Source organism: Micromonospora sp. DT46 (genome assembly GCF_049841735.1).
Classification (GTDB): Bacteria; Actinomycetota; Actinomycetes; order Mycobacteriales; family Micromonosporaceae; genus Micromonospora; species Micromonospora reichwaldensis.
This window is the reverse complement of the sequence record NZ_JBNCKW010000009.1, coordinates 171,098-187,283: the sequence shown is the minus strand read 5'-3', so window position 1 is coordinate 187,283 and position 16,186 is coordinate 171,098. Positions and strand designations below refer to the sequence as shown.

Here is a 16,186-nt window from a genome sequence, read left to right as displayed (position 1 = left end):
GGCGCGGGGACACGCACCCGCGCCGGGTCCGCGACGACGGTTCGCCCGACACCGGGCACCGGACCGGAGCGGCGGTCGTGACCGAGCGGGAGACCAACCGGGTGCTGGTGGTGCGCCCCCTCGCCGTGCTCAAGCTCTACACCGCTGCCTGGCGCCGCGACACCGAGGTGACGGCGCTCGAGTCGCTGCGCGGACGCGCGCCGGTACCCGCGGTCATCGGCAGCGCGACGTTCGGGCGGCACAGCGCGGCCCTCATCCGGTACGTGCGGGGCAGCGCACCGAACCCCGCCAGCGCCCTCGACGTGCGGGCGTCGGTCGCCGCGTTGCGGGCCGCGCACACGATCACCGGACCCGCCTTCGGTCGGCTGCACGCGCCCGACCAACCGAGCTGGGCCGGGTTCCTGGCGGGCCGGCTCGACTCGTACGCCGAGACACTGACGACGTTGGGTCTCACCACGCAGGCGCGGCAGTGCCGGACCCTGCACCACGCGCTCGACGTGCTCGAAGACACCCGCCCCCACCTGCTGCACAGCGACCCGAACCCCGGCAACGTCATCCTGACCGAACACGGCCCGGTTCTCGTCGACTGGGAGCTGGCGACCTTCGGCGACCCCGAACTGGATCTGGTCAGGCTGGCCTGGGAGTGGCGCCTGCCGCCGGCGCGGTGGGCGGAATGGGTCGGCCTCGACCCACGGTCGCCCACCGTCGACCTCTACCTGCGGCTGCACCTGTTCAGCCGCCTGATGAGCGCGAGCAGCAGGCCGGGTGCCGCCTCGGCCGCGCTGGCGCACCGCTGCCTGACCGAGCTCACCGACCTGTACGACGGCGTCCACTCCCCCGGAGGCTCCGATGCAAGCTGACGCGGCCATCGACATCCTGACCTCGGTGGTGCCGCAGGCGGCCCCGCTGGGGGCGACACCGGTCACGAAGGGCATCTTCAGCACCGGATGGCGGGTACACACCACCGACGGCGACTACCTGGTCAAGATCAACGAAGACTCCCGGGCAGCGGACGACTTCCTGGGAGCCCGCAGGGCCACCGAGACCGCGCTGGCGCACGGCGTGCCGGTGCCGCGCCTGCTGGGTTCCGGATCGGACGGCGACGGGCACGCCTTCCTCGTTCAGGAGTGGATCGACGGCACGGATGCCGAGGACCACTTCGCCGCCCGGGACGGGCGGGAGCGGCGGCGGGTGCTCGAACGGCTGGGCGCGGTGCTGGCCCGGCTGCACGACATCCCCTACACCGTGGAGGGGCCGACCAGCATCCACGACACGGTCGCAGTCAAGATCCGCCGCTACGCCGCCCGGGCAGCCAGGTTGGAGATATTTACCCCCAGCGATCTTGATCGGCTCGTCGCCAAACTGCTGGAACTGGTCACCGAGGTGCTGCCGCCGATGTCTCCACGGCTGACCCACCTCGATGTGCACCTACCCAACGTGCTGGTCGACAGATCCGGCGACGTATGGCTGCTGGACATGGACTTCGCCCGGCCCGGTGACCCGGTGGAGGACTTCGTGAAGCTCGACTGGTGGTGCTTCGCGGACGACACCGAACGGGCGGCGTTCCACACCGCCTATGCGGCGCACCGGACCCACCCGACCCCGCCACGTGACGTCGAAGCCGGGCTGCACCTGCACAAAATCATCACGGCTCTTTCCTACGTCGCCCTCTTCGCCGAGAAGGAGCCGCAGGCAGTGGCCGAATGGAAGCAGCGCCTCAGCGACGAGCGCCGGTCGGCGGCCTGGCTACTCGGAGAGGCAGTGACATGACATTCGAAGGCTACGACCTGGTGGTCGTCGGATCCGGCCTGTTCGGATTGACGATCGCCGAGCGGACCGCCGCCGAGTTGGACAAGCGGGTGCTGGTCCTGGAACGGCGCGACCATCACGGTGGCAACGCCTACTCGGAGGTCGACCCGGACACCGGAATCGAGGTGCACAGATATGGTCCCCATATCTTCCACACCTCGAACGAGCGAATCTGGGCCTACGTCAACCGTTTCACCGAGTTCACCGGATACCGGCACAAGGCTTTCACCCTCTATCAGGGGCAGGTGTATCCCCTGCCGGTCAACCTCGCGACGATCTGTCAATTCTTCGGCCGCTACCTCACCCCGGACGAGGCACGGGCACTGATTGCCGAACAGGCGGCCGAGATCGGTCAACTCCCCCCTGATCCGAGCCACGAGGAAAAGGGCATCTCACTGGTGGGAAGGCCCCTCTACGACGCGTTCTTCCGGGGATACACGGCCAAGCAGTGGCAGACAGACCCGAAGGAACTTCCCGGGTCGGTCATCGCCCGGCTGCCGGTGCGGTTCGACTTCAACAACCGGTACTTCAACGACACGTACGAAGGCCTTCCGGTCGACGGGTACACCGCCTGGCTGTCGCGGATGGCGGCCGACCCGCGCATCGACCTGCGCCTGAACACGGACTTCTTCGAGCTGGCCGACGCCATTCCGGACGGGACGCCGGTCGTCTACACCGGTCCGCTGGACCGCTACTTCCGCTACAGCGGGGGTCGGCTCGGCTGGCGCACGCTCGACTTCGAGCGGGAAGTGGCGCCGGTCCGCGACTACCAGGGGACCACGACGATCAACTACGCCGATGAGTCGGTGCCGTTCACCCGGAACGTGGAGTACCGCCACATGCACCCGGAACGGTCGTACCGCGGCGACCGTACGGTGCTGGTCCGGGAGTACTCGCGCTCCGCCGGCGACCAGGACGAGCCGTACTACCCGATCAACACAGCCGGGGACCGGGACGCGCTGCGGACGTACCGGATGTTGGCCCGGCAGGAGACCGCCGAGCGCAACGTGCTCTTCGGCGGACGGCTCGGCACCTACCAGTACCTGGACATGCACATGGCGATCGGTTCCGCGCTGGCGATGTTCGAGAACCGGATCGTGCCCTACTTCCGCGATCGGCGCCCGCTCGGGTCCACCGGTCCGACCACCGACGACAAAGAGTAGGCACCATCTTGCAGACGATCACCGTGCTGGGCCGCGTCGTGGCGATCCTGTTCGCCGCGCACGCGGTCTGGGTACTCGTTTGGATCATCGTGGCGGCACGGGCGGTCCGCGACCGCCCTACGGCGCCGGCCACGGCCCCCGCGGACCTTCCCGTCATCGTGGTCATGCTGCCGGCCCTGCGCGAGCAGCGACTGGTGCGCGAGACGCTGGAATCGTTCGCCACCGCGCGATATCCCGGGACGTTGATATCGGTCGCCATCACGAGCGAACGCGAGACGGCCGAACGTGCCGCCCAGGAGGCGGCCCTGCCCGCCGTGGTCACCGAACTACACGGTCTGGCCAGGCGTGGCAGCCGGGAGCGGGCACTGGAGAAGGTGCTCGCGCCGTCGGTGATCGCCGCGACGCTCGACGAGCTGGAGCGGACGTCGCCGGACGAGTGGCCCGGCGTGCTGCGCCGCGCCTTCGACGCGACGCCCACCACCGAGGAGCTGTGCCGGCAGATCACCGCCGAGTTGAACGGCAGGCCCGGTACGCACCGCTCGTGCCACGTCCACTTTCCCCACACCGACGGGCGCAAGGGTTCCCAGCTCAACTACGCGGTGGAGCTGCTACCCGAGTTGTTGCCGGGCGTCGACCCGGACAGCGTCTACCTGGCCGTCTACGACTTCGACGCGGTGGCCCACGGGGAGACCTTCGTGGCGGTGGGAGACCTGGTGCGTGGGGCGGTCGCCGCGGGCCGCCGCCCGCCGGCGCTGCTGCACCAGGTGCAGCTGCCGCTGCGGTTCCGGGCTCCCTTCGCCCCCGGTGCCGACGGCGCCCTGATGCGCGGACAGGTGCTGTACTGGCTGCGGCGTGGCCTGGCCGTCGAGGTCGGGCGGATACTCCAGAACGACCTGTTGCGCCGCAGCCCGCGCCTGGTGCGACTGCTCGCCGCGCCGTTCCGCCCGATGATCTACGCGATCGGCTCGGGGACGTTCGTCCATCTCGGCGCGTGGCGCGAGCTCGGCCCGTTCCCGGAGATGCAGGAGCCGGTCGGGCACCGCGCCTCGCTGCTCGGCGTCGAGCAGGCGTTGGTGCCGAGCTTCAACCTGACCGAGCCCTACTACCAGACCAGGTCGATGATGAACGGGTGGGCCAATGTCTGCTACGGCAGCCTGGGGGTCGCCCGGGAACTGGACCACGTACGCCCCTACCCGTCGCCGGTCAGCCTGCCGGGCAAATGGTTGCTGGTGGCGAAGGAGCTGTTCGACATCGGCATCTGGTTCGCCGGAGTGCTGCTCATCCCCGCCGGGCTGGTGATCACGGCGCTGGGGGGCGGCTGGTGGACCGTGCTCGCCGTCGGCACCGGCCTGGTGGCGTACCCCGTCACAGCCGTCCTGCTGCTGGCGCTGCTGCCGCGACTGGGCGGGATCGACCGCCAGGACCGCTCCGTCAGCTGGTTGACCGGGAGACGTCCGCGGCTGACGCTCGTGGCGACGTTCGTCGCCGCGCCCTTCGTCAGCGCCACCGGCCCGTGGCTGATGTTCCTGCGCATGCTCCGCTCCTGGCGCGTGGGCACGCCGGTGCTGTCCGGGAAGACCGAACGGTAGAGCGGTCCTCGCGTCACTCGCGAGGCAGGAGGCGCTCGGGCGGCATCGCCCAAGCGCCTCCTGTCGTCACACGAGTGACTTCGAGGCGGGCAGGTCGCGGTCGGCGTCCGGGTCGAAGAACCGGGTGAGGAAGTCCTGCTGCCAGGCGCGCGGCTCCGGCAGGTCCCACTGGCCGTACTCGTTGAGCAGGCGCTCCGGCTCCGGGCACCGTTGCCGCAGCGCGGTCAGGGCGTCCGCGGGGACGGCGTCCGGGAAGAGCATCCGCAGGTGCGCGAGCCCGTAGAAGACGGGACCGGCCACCGCGTACTCGTCCACCCGCTCGAGCAACAGGTCCCACGAGAGGTCCGGGCCGGCACGGCGTACGACCTCGGCGATGTCGACGTACTTGAGCAACTGCCGGTGCTTGCCGCGGTTCATGAACCTGAGGGTCGTCGAGGTCTTGTAGATGTGGGCGGCGAGGTCGATGACCGCGTCCTCGGGGGACGGCACGAGGAACGAGGCGTCCCCGTACCGGTGGCGGCCGGCGTGCGCCAGGACGGCACCGACCGGAACGTCGTAGCCCTTGCCGGGCAGCGCCAGCGAGACGTTGATGTCGATGCTGACGATCGGCCGGTGGAACTCGCCGAACTTGTTCATCTTGGGCAGGTCGCTGCCGTACAGACGCCAGAAGGCCCGCTCCCGCTTGCTCAGCGGGACGATGTCGACGCGTGTCGGGTTGCCTTCCACATAACCGAGTCCCTCGAGCGCCTTGACCAGGGTGGGCGCCTCCTCCCTGGTGACGAGGACGTCCAGGTCACCCATCGGTCGCGTCCCGGGCTCCTGGTAGACCGCGAAGGCCAGATGGCCGCCCTTGCGCATGAGCACCGTGATGCCCTGGTCCGCCGCGGCGTCGCTGATCGCCTGGACCTCAGCCAGCATGAGCTCGTTGGCACGTTGCGTGTCCCGGTAGGCGGAGTACAGGAGCAGCACGACGGGAGAGTCGATGCCCGCGACCCTCTCGGTGGTCAACAGGCGCCAGAGATGCCAGCCCACGAGGGGGGCGACGCGGTGCCTGGCGGCCTGGACGGCAAGATGCCCCCAGTCCAGGCGCGGCTCGTCCTGACTGATGATCGTGCGCACACGAGCCATCTGCGTGTCAGTCACCTGCTGCCTGCTGAGCAGGAGCAACAACTCCGATTCGGCTGACAACTCGGCCATTCGGCCTCCTTCTCGACGGTGCCCCGGCATTGCACGGCGCTGACTCGACATCCGTCCGCAGTGGCCACGAGATCACTCTGCGTGAAGCTCGCCCCTGGACCGGCGGCAAAGCTTAACGGTCTCCAGGAAGCGTTTCACCTGCCTGTCGGCCAGACGCGGGCAAGGGCGTCGCCGCCGACGGGGCGCGTTCCGCTGCTGGGTGGGGCGCTGGCGTGGGGCCCGGGCCGGCAGGGAGGTTGACCAGCGCTCAACTGCTGCCCGGCGATCGTTCAGCTGATTAGTGGACTCTCGCTCCGATCTTGATCACTATAACCGTCAGCGGCACAATGGCCGCTGGGTTCGGTGGAGACAGCAGGGGGCGTGGATGGAGTTCCATCAACTGGGCCGCAGTGGTTTGCGTGTATCCACGGTCACTCTGGGTACCTTCAACTTCGGCGGCCCGACCGACGAGGCCGCGGCAGAGGAGATCATCCACACGGCCCTCGACGCCGGCGTCAACCTCGTCGACACCGCCAACGCCTACCAGGACGGCCGCAGCGAACAGATCCTCGGCAAGGCCATCCGTCACCGCCGCGACGACGTCCTGATCGCCACCAAGTGCTACAACGAGGTCGGACCGGGGCCCAACGACTGGGGCAACTCCGCGTACGCCGTCAAGCGTGAGTGCGAGCGGTCCCTGCGCCGCCTGGGCGTCGACCACATCGACATCTTCCACCTGCACCGGCACGACCTACGGACGCCCGTCGAGGAGACCCTCGGCGCCCTGGCGGACCTCGTGCGGGAGGGGAAGATCCGCTACGTCGGCACGTCCACGATGCCAAGCCCGGAGGAGATGGCCGAGCAGCCCGGCCTAGGCGTGGTGCCGACCTGGCGTCTGGTCGAGATGGCCGTGCTGGCACGAGGCTCGCTCGGCACGCCCGGCCCGATCGCCGAGCAGTCGCCCTACAACCTGCTCGAACGCGAGGTGGAGCGGGACATCCTCCCCGTCTGCCGCGAGTACGGCGTCGGCTTCGTCGCCTACAGCCCGCTGGCGATGGGTTACCTCAGCGAACGGTTCCTCGGGGAACCGCCCGCCGACGCCCGCTTCACCGAATGGTGGTCACCGCGCGGCACGGTCTGGGAGCCGGTGCAGCGAGCCCTGGCCGCGCTGCTGGAGCTCGCCGCCGAGCACGGGCAGTCGCTGCCCGAGTTCGCCCACTCGTGGCTGTCCGGCAGCAGCGACGTGACCAGCACCATCATCGGTCCCCGGACCCTCGACCAACTCACGCTCGCGCTCAGGGCGACGGAGACCACCGTCGACGCACAGGCCCGTCAGGCGGTCGACGCGATCGTCGCCCCCGGCAGCAGCCTGTGGTTCCGGACCATCGAGCAGGGCCATCGCGGCACACGTGACAGCGAGGAATCTTGAGCCAGGGCATGAACGACCTCACCTCCCGCCGACCCGTCGTGCTGCTGACCGACGACGGTCTGCTCTCGGAATTCTGGGCGTTCCTGCGCGAGCGGCTGGAAGAACGCCTGTCCCCGACCTGCGACATCCGCTACCTCGACGTACGCGAAAGCGATCTGGCTGCCGTCGACTGGGCCGACATCGACGCCGTCGCCCTGTTCGGGGGCGACCTCACCCACGACATGATCGCCGCCGCGACCCGGCTGAAGGTGGTGGCCAGCGAAACCGACACCTGCGGGATCGAGGCCATGGACGCGTTGTGGGACGCGGGCATCCCGTTCGTCGAGGGAACTCCCGGCTGGGGCCAGTCGGTCGCCGAGTGCGGGCTGAGCCTGATCCTGTGCGGGCTGCGTCGCATCCCGCAGTGGCACCACGAGGTCATCACCGGCTTCCGCCCCTGGGACTACCCGTACGTGCAGTTCTGCGACGATCCGCGCTTCGCCAACGGCACTGTGGCGGGCAAGACCGTCGGCATCATCGGGGTCGGCGAGATCGGCGGTCGCATCGCCAGCTGGTGCGCCATGCTCGGCGCGACCGTGCTGGCGTACGACCCGTACCGCTCCCCGCAGCGCTTCGCCGAGGTCTCGGCGGAGTCGGTGGACCTCGACCGGCTGGTGCGGGACTCCGAGATCCTCGTCGTCGCGGCACCGGACACCCCCAGCGTCACCGGCGTGGTCGACCGCGACCACGTCTTCGCCCTGCGGCGGGGCGCGCTCGTCGTGACCATCACCCGGGCGGCCGCGATCGATGCCGCGGCGCTGCGGGAGCGGGTGCTCGCCGACGAACTGGCCTGGGCCGCGGACGTGTACGACGTCGAACCGCTGCCGGAGGGCGATCCCCTGATCGGCAGGCACAACGTGGTCCACCTGCCGCACATCGCGGGACGAACCAGGGACGCCAACATCGCGGTCGCCGACATCGTCGCCGACGACATCCTGCGCGTGCTGGCGGGAGAACAGCCGCGGCACCCGCTGACACCCCAGCGACTGCAGGTCCGGCTCGGCCGAACGCCGGCCGCCCGGCACGGCAAGGACGGTACCGGTGGGTGACCTGGAGAACGGCTGGACGGTCAGCGACACGTTCCCGGCCGCCGGGCTGAGCCCGAGCGAGCTGACCGCCGGCCTCGACCGCGCGTACGCGGAGACGACCGGTTGGGACGATCCCACGGTGACCCGGCTCGGCTTCGCCATGTCGGCCCCGCACGAGGTGGCCCTCTCCGCCTGGACCCGGTTCCTGGCGCTCAACAGCAACAACGTCGGAGTACACACCCCCTTCGGCGCCGGGCGCGCCGGCACCCGGCGGCTCGAACGAGAAGCTCTGCTGGGCCTCGCCGGCCTGCTGCACGCCGACTCGGCCGACGGCCACATCACCTCGGGCGCGACCGAGGCGGTGCTCCAGGGACTGCGCATCGGGCGCAATGCCGTCCGGGCCGACGCGGCGTCGCGGGTCACCCTCATCACCAGCGAGTTCGCCCACCACTCCGTCACGAAGGCCGCCGAGGTCCTCGGCCTCGACCTGCGCACGATCGCACCCGGCCCGAGCTGGGTCATCGAGCCGGAGCAGCTGGCGCAGGCCGTCGAGGCGGCGGTCGCCGCCGGCGCGACCGGCATCATCGTGGCGCTGACGGCCGGCTACTACAACAGCGGCCTGTGCGACCCGGTCGATCAGCTGGCCGCGCTGCTGCGGCGCCGCGCGGTGCAGCTCGCCGACCAGGTGCGGTTCTTCTGCTACGTCGACGCGGCCCACGGCGGCTTCATCTTCCCGTTCAGCGATCCCGCGCTGGCCTTCGACTTCCGCAACGTCGGCGTGCACGCGATGGCCCTGGACCCGCACAAGTCGGGGCTGCTGCCGTACTCGTGCGGGGTGCTGCTCGTACGCAAGGGCCTGCTGGGGCACGTCACCGAGGCGAGCCCGGTCACCGGGATCGTCGACTCGACCCTGACCGGGTCCCGCCCCGGCGCCGCGGCCGCCGCCCTGTGGGCCACCGTCTTCGGCCTCGGCCACGCCGGTTTCACCGCGGCGATCCAGGAGTGCCTGCGTCGCCGGGACCTGATCGCCGACGCGATCCGGGCCGCCGACCCGGAGGCGGAGATCCGGCCGGCACCCGCCTCACCTATCGTCGTGGCCGGCTTCTCCACACCGGACGGGCTGCTGCCGAAGGAATTCACCGAGCGCTACCGGCTCCTCGCGGTCAGCGCGCCGGCGCCACAGGGCGGACGCCGCAGCTACCACCACTTCTACGCCGGACACAGCCTCAACGACGAGCAGATCGCCCGTTTCGCCACCGGCTTGTCCGAGGCGGTCGCGCAGGCCAGGGCCGCACGTGCCAGGCCCGGGCGCGGGAAGGCCGACGCCGGTGTGCCGGAGCAGTTGCGTGACATCGCCGCCGACACCGACTGTTTCCGGCACTACATCGTGCACCCGCCGGGCCGCCGCGATCCGGACGAGCCCGGGTACTCCTTCCACACCTTCCTGCACCGCTCCACCACCGGCGAACCCCTCCAGGTGCGTGAATGGGGCGAGACCGCGACGGGTCGCCAGGCGCACGTGTACGCCCCGGATCTCGCCGACCCGTTCGGCAACGAACTGTTCGGCGTGCGGACCGCCGACTACTACGTCGAAGTGCTCGACCGGTCGCAGCAGAAGCTGTCCCTGGTCGGGGGCGTGCACTTCTGCGTCGGCACCGGTGACCCGGGCGAGCGGGTGCTGATGAACCTGGAGAGCACGGGCGAGTTCCGGTCGCTGGAGTACAAGTTCGGCGAGGGCGAGTTCACCGACGAGATCCAGTGTTTCCGGGACCGCGTCGTGGTGAAGCTCGGAAAGAGCGCGCGTGGCTTCCGGCGGCGCGCCCACAGCGACGAGTACTCGTTCTCCATCGACACGTCGTTCGAGTGCACCGTCGAACTCGCCGACGACGACCGCCCGGCCCGGTTGGACATGCTCCGGGTCAGCGGCGATCCGCTGCTGCCCCGGCGGACACACCTGCTACGGCAGGAGTACCAGCGGTTCCCGAACCGTTTCTTCGACATCGAGTGCACGGTCGTGGTGGGCGCCCGATCGGCGGACGCCTGGCGGTTGTCCGACCTGGTCGCCGCGTCGGCGACGGACGCGCTGGTCGCCCGGTCGGGCCTGGTCGGCCGCTGTGTACCCGACGTGTCCGGGAACGCCGGCGAGCTTGTCGTGACCACCGCGTCGCTGCCTGCCGGACGGCGTACCCGGATGACGGTCGACACCGGTGTGGGCCAGCGAATGGCCCGCCTCCTGCCCGTCTTCGACGTCTCCGAACCGGAACGGCTGCGTGTCGACGACGTCGTCGCCGTCGCCGATCACGGCGCCGACCTGATCCGGGCGCACGCGGCGGTACGGAGCACGGACGGCGGAACCGAGACGGTCCTGGCCACCGCGGTCGGGGTCGCGGCATGACCACTTCCTTCATCGGCGCCGACCAGAACGCCGACGACCTCGCCGTGGCCGCGATGGACCCGCTGCGCGCCGACGACGTCCTCGCCGAACTGCCCGCCGCCAACGAGCGCGCCGACACGGCGTGGATGGTCGACGCGCTGGCCGACCTCATTGCCGACTTCGATACGGCTGACGTCCACACGGCCCGAGCCGCCCTGCGCGACCTGGGCTTCCTCGCCGCCTCACTCGTCCGGCACGATCCGGACGCCGACCTGCACGGCATCGAGCCGACACTCCTACGCCTGGCCGCCGTCGCCGACGAGGTCCCCCGCGACACCGTGTACAGCTACACCACGCGCAACCCGGTCGGCCCCCGCCGCCGCGGCTTCCTGCTCAGCGACGAAGAGCACGTGTTCATCGACTCGGTCGTCGCCGCGACCCAGGCGCTGAACCTGGCCGTCGACGACCTGGCCGCCTGCCGCGACCGCGCCGACCTCGACGAGGACGTGCTCCTCGCCGCACTCGGCCAGGTGCACGACGGGGTCGAGGTCCTGCGCAAGAACCTGCGTACGGTCCAGCGGACGATCACCCCCGACTACTTCTCGCACCGGCTCCGGCCCTACTTCCCGACGATGGACATCGGCGGGAAGGCCTACATGGGTCCCGGCGGCGCCCAGATGCCACTGCTCGTCCTCGACGTGCTTCTGCTCGCGCCGAGCGAACCGGGGCAGCTCGGCGCGTGGCACGACGACTATCTCGTGGAGAACGTGCTCTACCTGCCGCCCACCCACCGGGCGGTGTGCGACGACACGCTCCTGGCGTACCGCAGCGGCAACTCGCCGCTGCTGCGCTGCCTGCTCGAGTCGCCCCGGGTACGCGCGGAGTATGCCGCGCTGCTCAAGCGCATCCTGCGCTTCCGCTACCCCCACCGCCAGGTGGCCCGGGCCAACATGGCGATCCGGGCCGAAGGCTCGCTGGGCAGCGGCGGCTACACCGTCGAGGCCCTCGACCACCTCATCGAGATCACCACCTCCAAGGCCGCGGTGACGCTGCCGTTGCCCCGAGAGCGGAGAGGAAGCGCCGATGACCGCGACCGGTAGTGTGGCGGGCTTCGCCCCCGTACGGGTGGGTTCGGTGCGCGGCGCAGTCCCGTCCGTGCCACCCGCCGCCGGAATCGAGGGCCGGGTGCGCCTGCGCTACCCGAACCGGCTCAACGCGATGGCACTGGACCCGAGCAAGGTGCTGCCCGGCGCCGGCTCCTACCCCGCCGGCGAGCTGGTCTTCGTCACCGACCTCTTCACGAGCGTCGAGGTCCAGGCCACGGCGTCCGGCGACGGCGTCGAGATCGCCGCCGACAGTGCCCGGCCGGTCCTGGGGCGCCACGCCGCGCTGCTGATGCGCCAGGTCCTCGGCCTCACCGGCGGCATGCGGATCACGATCCGCTCGCACCCGCTGCCTCCGCACGTCGGTCTCGGCAGCAGCAGCGCCGTCCTCTCGGCCGTGGCGGCGGCGATCAACGAACTGTGCGGTCGGCCGCTGGACCACCGGACGCTGATGCGGCTGCTGGTCGACAACCACGGCGAGGAGATCGACGGCAACGACGACGAGATCATGCCGGTCCAGTGCATCGGCGGCTCGGCCGCCGCCGGTCTGGTACCCGGCGCGATCCAGGTGGTCTCCGGAAACGCCGTCGCGCTGCTGGCCGCCCCCGCGCCGGCCGGGCACACGATCGTGCTCGCCGTACCACCGGACCTGCGCAGCTGGGACGCCTCGGAGAGCCTTCGCGCCGAGGCGGAGAACTTCGACGGGTTCCTGGAGACCGGCCGCCGATACGCGCCGCAGATCGCCTACCGGTTGCTGCACGAGTGCTGGCCCGACCTGGTCACTGGCACTCCGCGCACCCTCGGGCAGCTCGTCTTCGACTACCGGTTCGAGATGGGCAGCATCCGCAACTGCGCCTTCTCGCACCCCCGCCTGCTGCAGTACGCGGAGCAGGTGCGGCAGCTGTTCGAGTCGGAACAGACCGCCGTGCTCAGCCTGTCCTCGGTCGGGCCGCTCTTCTTCGCTCTCACCGAGCAGCCTGACGCCGTCGCGGCCGGCTTCGAAGCCGCGGGCCTCACCACGTTCCGCGCGATGCCGTGGGACCAGGGCTACCTGATCGACGAGTGCACGGTGAAGCGCCATGCGCGCGACGGGTGACTACTGGAACCGGTCGGACGTGGTGACGGCGTTCGCCACGGCGTCGCCGCCGGGATACCTGGCCGACATCGTGCCGCAGGGCGGCCCCGGCGCGGTGGCGCTCGACGTCGGCTGCGGTGGTGGGCGGAACCTGCCGCTGCTGGCCGAACGAGGCTACCGGGTCGTCGGACTCGACCTGCACGCCGAGATGGTGCTGCGCGCACAGGGCGTCGCCCCCGGCGCCGCCTTCTGCCAGGCGGACGTCGCTGCGCTGCCGGTGGCCACCGCGCGGGCCGCGGTCGTGGTGTGTCACGGGGTCCTGCACAACCTGCCCCGGCCGGAACATGTCTCCGCGGCCATCGGCGAGCTGGGTCGGGTCGTCGCCACCGCCGGCGTGGTGTCGCTGAACCTGTTCAGCGCGGCGCATCTGGACCACCGGCTCACCCCGCTCGCCGACGACCGGCACCGGCTCCCCAACGGACAGGTGATGACGCTGCTGCCGCCGGAGCGGATCGCCGAGCTCTGCCGTAGCGCCGGATTCCAGTTCGTCGACGGCCCGTTCGAATACCTCCACGATGCCGACCCCGGCCAGCGCTCAGTCTGGCGGGCCGTCCTGCGACCGACGGGGACCCGATGATCCAGAGCGAAGCAACCCTCCTCGACACCGATCCGGCCGAGCTGGCCGATCCGCACGCGCTGGCGGCACGGCTCGGCGTACGCGCCGGGACCGTCCGGCTGGGCCAGACCCGGATCGCGGTGAGCAGCGCCGACCCGCGAGCCATCACGTACCTGCACGACCTGTTCACCCCGGCGAACGACATCTGGGAGCACCTGCCCGACGACTTCTCGCCCTGTTCGCTGACCGCCGTGAACCTCGCCGTCTCCGACGCGTGTTTCGCCCGGCTGGTCGAGCACTACGCGGCGCAGGCGGTCCGGCGCCAAGCCGTACATCTGCACGTGGCCGCACCCGGGATCCGCTACGAGCTGGCCGACGGGACCTGCGCCGTGGTCTCGGAGCCCGACGAGATCGACGGCACCAACCTCGTCGTGCAGTCCCCGCGGGGCCTGGTGTTCGTCACGACCGCGCGCCCCTACGCCCACCTGGCGCTGGCCCGGCACCTGCGCGAGTTCGGCTACCGGCGGGGCGAGAGCGACGGTTGGGCCGGGCTGCACGCGTCCTGCGCGGCCACCCCCGAGGGCAACGTGGTGGTGATCGGCCGCTCCGGTGCCGGCAAGTCCACCACCGCCCTGGCCCTGGCCGCTGCCTCCGGCTGCGCCTTCGTCGCCAACGACCGGGTCATGGTCCGCGCGGACGGGGAGCAGGTGACGGCCTGCGGCATGCCGGTGCCGATCCGCATCAACGGCGGCACCATGCACGCGCTGGGCCTCAAGGACGCGACCAGCTGGCAGTTGGCCCGCCGGCAGCCGGACTTCGTCACCAGCGACTGGCAGAGCTTCTGCGGAGACTCCAAGCTGAACCTGCTGCCCGTCGAGTGGCGTGCGCGCACCGGCACCCCCCTGGTCCCCTCCGTGCGGCTGACCGCCATCGTGCTGCCCCGCGTGACGAAGGACTCCGCAGTGCTCAGCGTGCGTCGGGTCGATCCGGACCAGGCGCGCGAAGTGCTCACCGAGCAGCTGATGACTCCGGACGACGACGTGTTCGTCGAGGACTGGCTGCATGCCCGCACCCGCGACCGCGACGAGATCGGCACCCTGGCGGGGCGGACGTTCGAGGCACTCATGCGGTTGCCGATCCTGGTCGCCGAGCTCGGCACCCGCAACACGCTGGTGAATCTGTCCAGCTCCATCCGCGAGGCGCTCGGAACGCTGCGTGCCTGACCTCGCCTTCGCCGCGTTCGACCTGGACGGCACGCTGGTCGACGAGCGCGGTGTGCCGTTGCCCGGCACGATCGAAGGGCTCGCCCGGCTGCGCGACCGCGGTCTGGCACTCCTGCTGGTGACGGGACGATCGACGGTGCTGTTCGAGGCGCTCGGTCTACCCGAGCACCTCCTCGAACTGTTCGGGCCGCGCCTGCTGCTCGACAACGGCAACGTCGAGTACGACCGCGCCACCGCCCGGGCGACATATCGCCGCGCGCTGCCCCGCGAGGTGGTGCCAGCGCTGCTCGCCGCAGGTTTCACCGAGCTGGTCGCGGAGCTGGATCACCGCTATGTCGCGACGTCCCGGCGGGCGTCCACGTGGTTCGCAATGGCACACCGGCTGCCCCGATCGTCCATCGAGGTCGACCCGCAGCTCGGCGGGAGGGCGCAGGTCGGCTCGGTGCTGGTGCTGGATCGTGTGCCGCTGCCCGAGGGGCTGTTGGGCGGTGCGGTCGAGGCGATCCCGTTCGCCGGCACCGCGGCGAAGCTGCTGCGGCCTGCGGGGACCTGCAAGACCGCCGCGGTGACGGCGTTGCTGGCCGAGCAGGCCGGTGAGGCCGACCTGAAGCGGGTCATCGCGTTCGGCGACGGGCGCAACGACCGGTGCCTGCTGGCCTCTGCGGCGGTCGGGGTCGCGGTGGCCGACAGCCACGCCGACGCCGCTGCACGCGCGACGATGCGGCTGTCGGGCCCGATCGGAGACTTCCTGGCCGCCTTCCACCCGGACACGCTCGTCCGGCGTGACCGGCCCGACGTCGTGGAGGATTGCGCGCACTGACGGTCACCAGCGCCCGAGCAGGACCTCCTGGTCGTCCCGGTTGCGCCAGATCCAGGTGGTGCCGGCCGGCACCTCACCGGTCAGGTAACCGAGGATCGGCTCCCGCTGGTTGTCGCTCTCGAGCTGCCCGATCAGCTTGAGGGCCTCCGGCAGCGGGAAGAACGCCGCCTCGGCGATCTCGTCGTCCTCCGGCAGGGTCTCGCCCTCCCAGTCGTTGATCTCGAACGCGATCGCGAGTGCCGACGGGTACCGCTCGGAGTCGATGTGCATCACGAACGCGGTGGCGACCGGGTCGCCGACCACCAGGCCGGTCTCCTCCTGCATCTCCCGCCGCAGCGCCTCGTGGAAGACCTCGCCGTCCTGGACGCCGCCGCCGGGGAGCGACCAGAGCATCTCGCCGTTCGCGCCGAGGCTCTCCCGCACCAGCAGGATCTCGTCGCCTCGCCGGACGATGCCGATGACAAGCTGCACGCGAGAAACAGGCGCCCTCGTCGGCGCTTCAGATTCAACAGAGGTCATAAGCAGAGAATCCTACTGGTCCGCCCGGCGGTGACACTCCCCGGGCGTACCCGTCGCCGGCGCCGCATCGGGCGATGACCGGGGGTGATGCCGCTTCAGGGGAGCACTCCACTCCGGCTCGGCGACAGCTCGTGTACGGTCGACCCTGCCGTGCATGGTTGCCGACCGAGGAGGTGAGTCCGATCAACGCTGTGACAGGTCGGGACTCCCTGCCCCGCATGGT

General features: G+C 70.7%; 14 protein-coding genes. 12 read left to right on the top strand and 2 right to left on the bottom strand.

Annotated features, from left to right (window positions below; genetic code table 11):
* Nucleotides 1-77: 77 nt before the first annotated feature.
* The 4 genes from ACLQ20_RS25225 to ACLQ20_RS25210 are packed head-to-tail and all read left to right on the top strand — an operon-like array spanning nt 78 to nt 4,561.
* Nucleotides 78-860 carry a phosphotransferase family protein gene (locus ACLQ20_RS25225; RefSeq protein WP_425857867.1) on the top strand — a complete coding sequence of 261 codons (783 nt, stop codon included), beginning with the start codon at nt 78-80 and terminating at the stop codon, nt 858-860.
* Nucleotides 850-1,770, top strand: coding sequence for a phosphotransferase family protein (locus ACLQ20_RS25220; RefSeq protein WP_425857866.1), 921 nt, complete (start codon nt 850-852; stop codon nt 1,768-1,770). The genes ACLQ20_RS25225 and ACLQ20_RS25220 overlap by 11 nt, the downstream gene beginning before the upstream one ends.
* Nucleotides 1,767-2,972, top strand: a complete 1,206-nt coding sequence (glf, locus tag ACLQ20_RS25215; protein WP_425857865.1) for a UDP-galactopyranose mutase — start codon at nt 1,767-1,769, stop codon at nt 2,970-2,972. The genes ACLQ20_RS25220 and glf overlap by 4 nt, the downstream gene beginning before the upstream one ends.
* Nucleotides 2,973-2,980: 8 nt before the next feature.
* On the top strand, nt 2,981-4,561 hold the full coding sequence (locus ACLQ20_RS25210; protein WP_425857864.1) for a hypothetical protein: 1,581 nt from the start codon (nt 2,981-2,983) through the stop codon (nt 4,559-4,561).
* 66 nt (nt 4,562-4,627) lie between these two features.
* Here ACLQ20_RS25210 and ACLQ20_RS25205 read toward each other — a convergent pair whose 3' ends face one another.
* Complete coding sequence (locus ACLQ20_RS25205; RefSeq protein WP_192581245.1) at nt 4,628-5,758, bottom strand: nucleotidyltransferase domain-containing protein; 1,131 nt, start codon at nt 5,756-5,758, stop codon at nt 4,628-4,630.
* Between the two features lie 364 nt (nt 5,759-6,122).
* Here ACLQ20_RS25205 and ACLQ20_RS25200 point away from each other — a divergent pair, with 364 nt between their 5' ends.
* The 8 genes from ACLQ20_RS25200 to ACLQ20_RS25165 are packed head-to-tail and all read left to right on the top strand — an operon-like array spanning nt 6,123 to nt 15,444.
* A complete protein-coding gene (locus ACLQ20_RS25200) occupies nt 6,123-7,166 on the top strand; it encodes an aldo/keto reductase (protein WP_425857863.1) in 1,044 nt (347 codons plus the stop codon).
* Nucleotides 7,163-8,254, top strand: coding sequence for an NAD(P)-dependent oxidoreductase (locus ACLQ20_RS25195; protein ID WP_425857862.1), 1,092 nt, complete (start codon nt 7,163-7,165; stop codon nt 8,252-8,254). Before ACLQ20_RS25200 ends, ACLQ20_RS25195 begins: the two co-directional genes overlap by 4 nt.
* Entirely contained in the window at nt 8,247-10,628 is a 2,382-nt protein-coding gene (locus ACLQ20_RS25190) for a pyridoxal phosphate-dependent decarboxylase family protein (protein ID WP_425857861.1), read from the top strand. Before ACLQ20_RS25195 ends, ACLQ20_RS25190 begins: the two co-directional genes overlap by 8 nt.
* A complete protein-coding gene (locus tag ACLQ20_RS25185; protein ID WP_327027934.1) occupies nt 10,625-11,707 on the top strand; it encodes a monodechloroaminopyrrolnitrin synthase PrnB family protein in 1,083 nt (360 codons plus the stop codon). Before ACLQ20_RS25190 ends, ACLQ20_RS25185 begins: the two co-directional genes overlap by 4 nt.
* Nucleotides 11,691-12,806 (top strand): hypothetical protein, encoded by a 1,116-nt coding sequence (locus ACLQ20_RS25180; RefSeq protein ID WP_425857860.1) that lies wholly within the window; start codon nt 11,691-11,693, stop codon nt 12,804-12,806. The genes ACLQ20_RS25185 and ACLQ20_RS25180 overlap by 17 nt, the downstream gene beginning before the upstream one ends.
* Nucleotides 12,790-13,422 carry a class I SAM-dependent methyltransferase gene (locus ACLQ20_RS25175; RefSeq protein ID WP_425857859.1) on the top strand — a complete coding sequence of 211 codons (633 nt, stop codon included), beginning with the start codon at nt 12,790-12,792 and terminating at the stop codon, nt 13,420-13,422. Before ACLQ20_RS25180 ends, ACLQ20_RS25175 begins: the two co-directional genes overlap by 17 nt.
* Complete coding sequence (locus ACLQ20_RS25170; protein WP_358120480.1) at nt 13,419-14,624, top strand: hypothetical protein; 1,206 nt, start codon at nt 13,419-13,421, stop codon at nt 14,622-14,624. Before ACLQ20_RS25175 ends, ACLQ20_RS25170 begins: the two co-directional genes overlap by 4 nt.
* Nucleotides 14,617-15,444, top strand: coding sequence for an HAD hydrolase family protein (locus ACLQ20_RS25165; RefSeq protein ID WP_425857858.1), 828 nt, complete (start codon nt 14,617-14,619; stop codon nt 15,442-15,444). The genes ACLQ20_RS25170 and ACLQ20_RS25165 overlap by 8 nt, the downstream gene beginning before the upstream one ends.
* Before the next feature lie 3 nt (nt 15,445-15,447).
* Here ACLQ20_RS25165 and ACLQ20_RS25160 read toward each other — a convergent pair whose 3' ends face one another.
* Nucleotides 15,448-15,915, bottom strand: coding sequence for an NUDIX hydrolase (locus ACLQ20_RS25160; RefSeq protein WP_311411259.1), 468 nt, complete (start codon nt 15,913-15,915; stop codon nt 15,448-15,450).
* Nucleotides 15,916-16,186 lie beyond the last annotated feature (271 nt).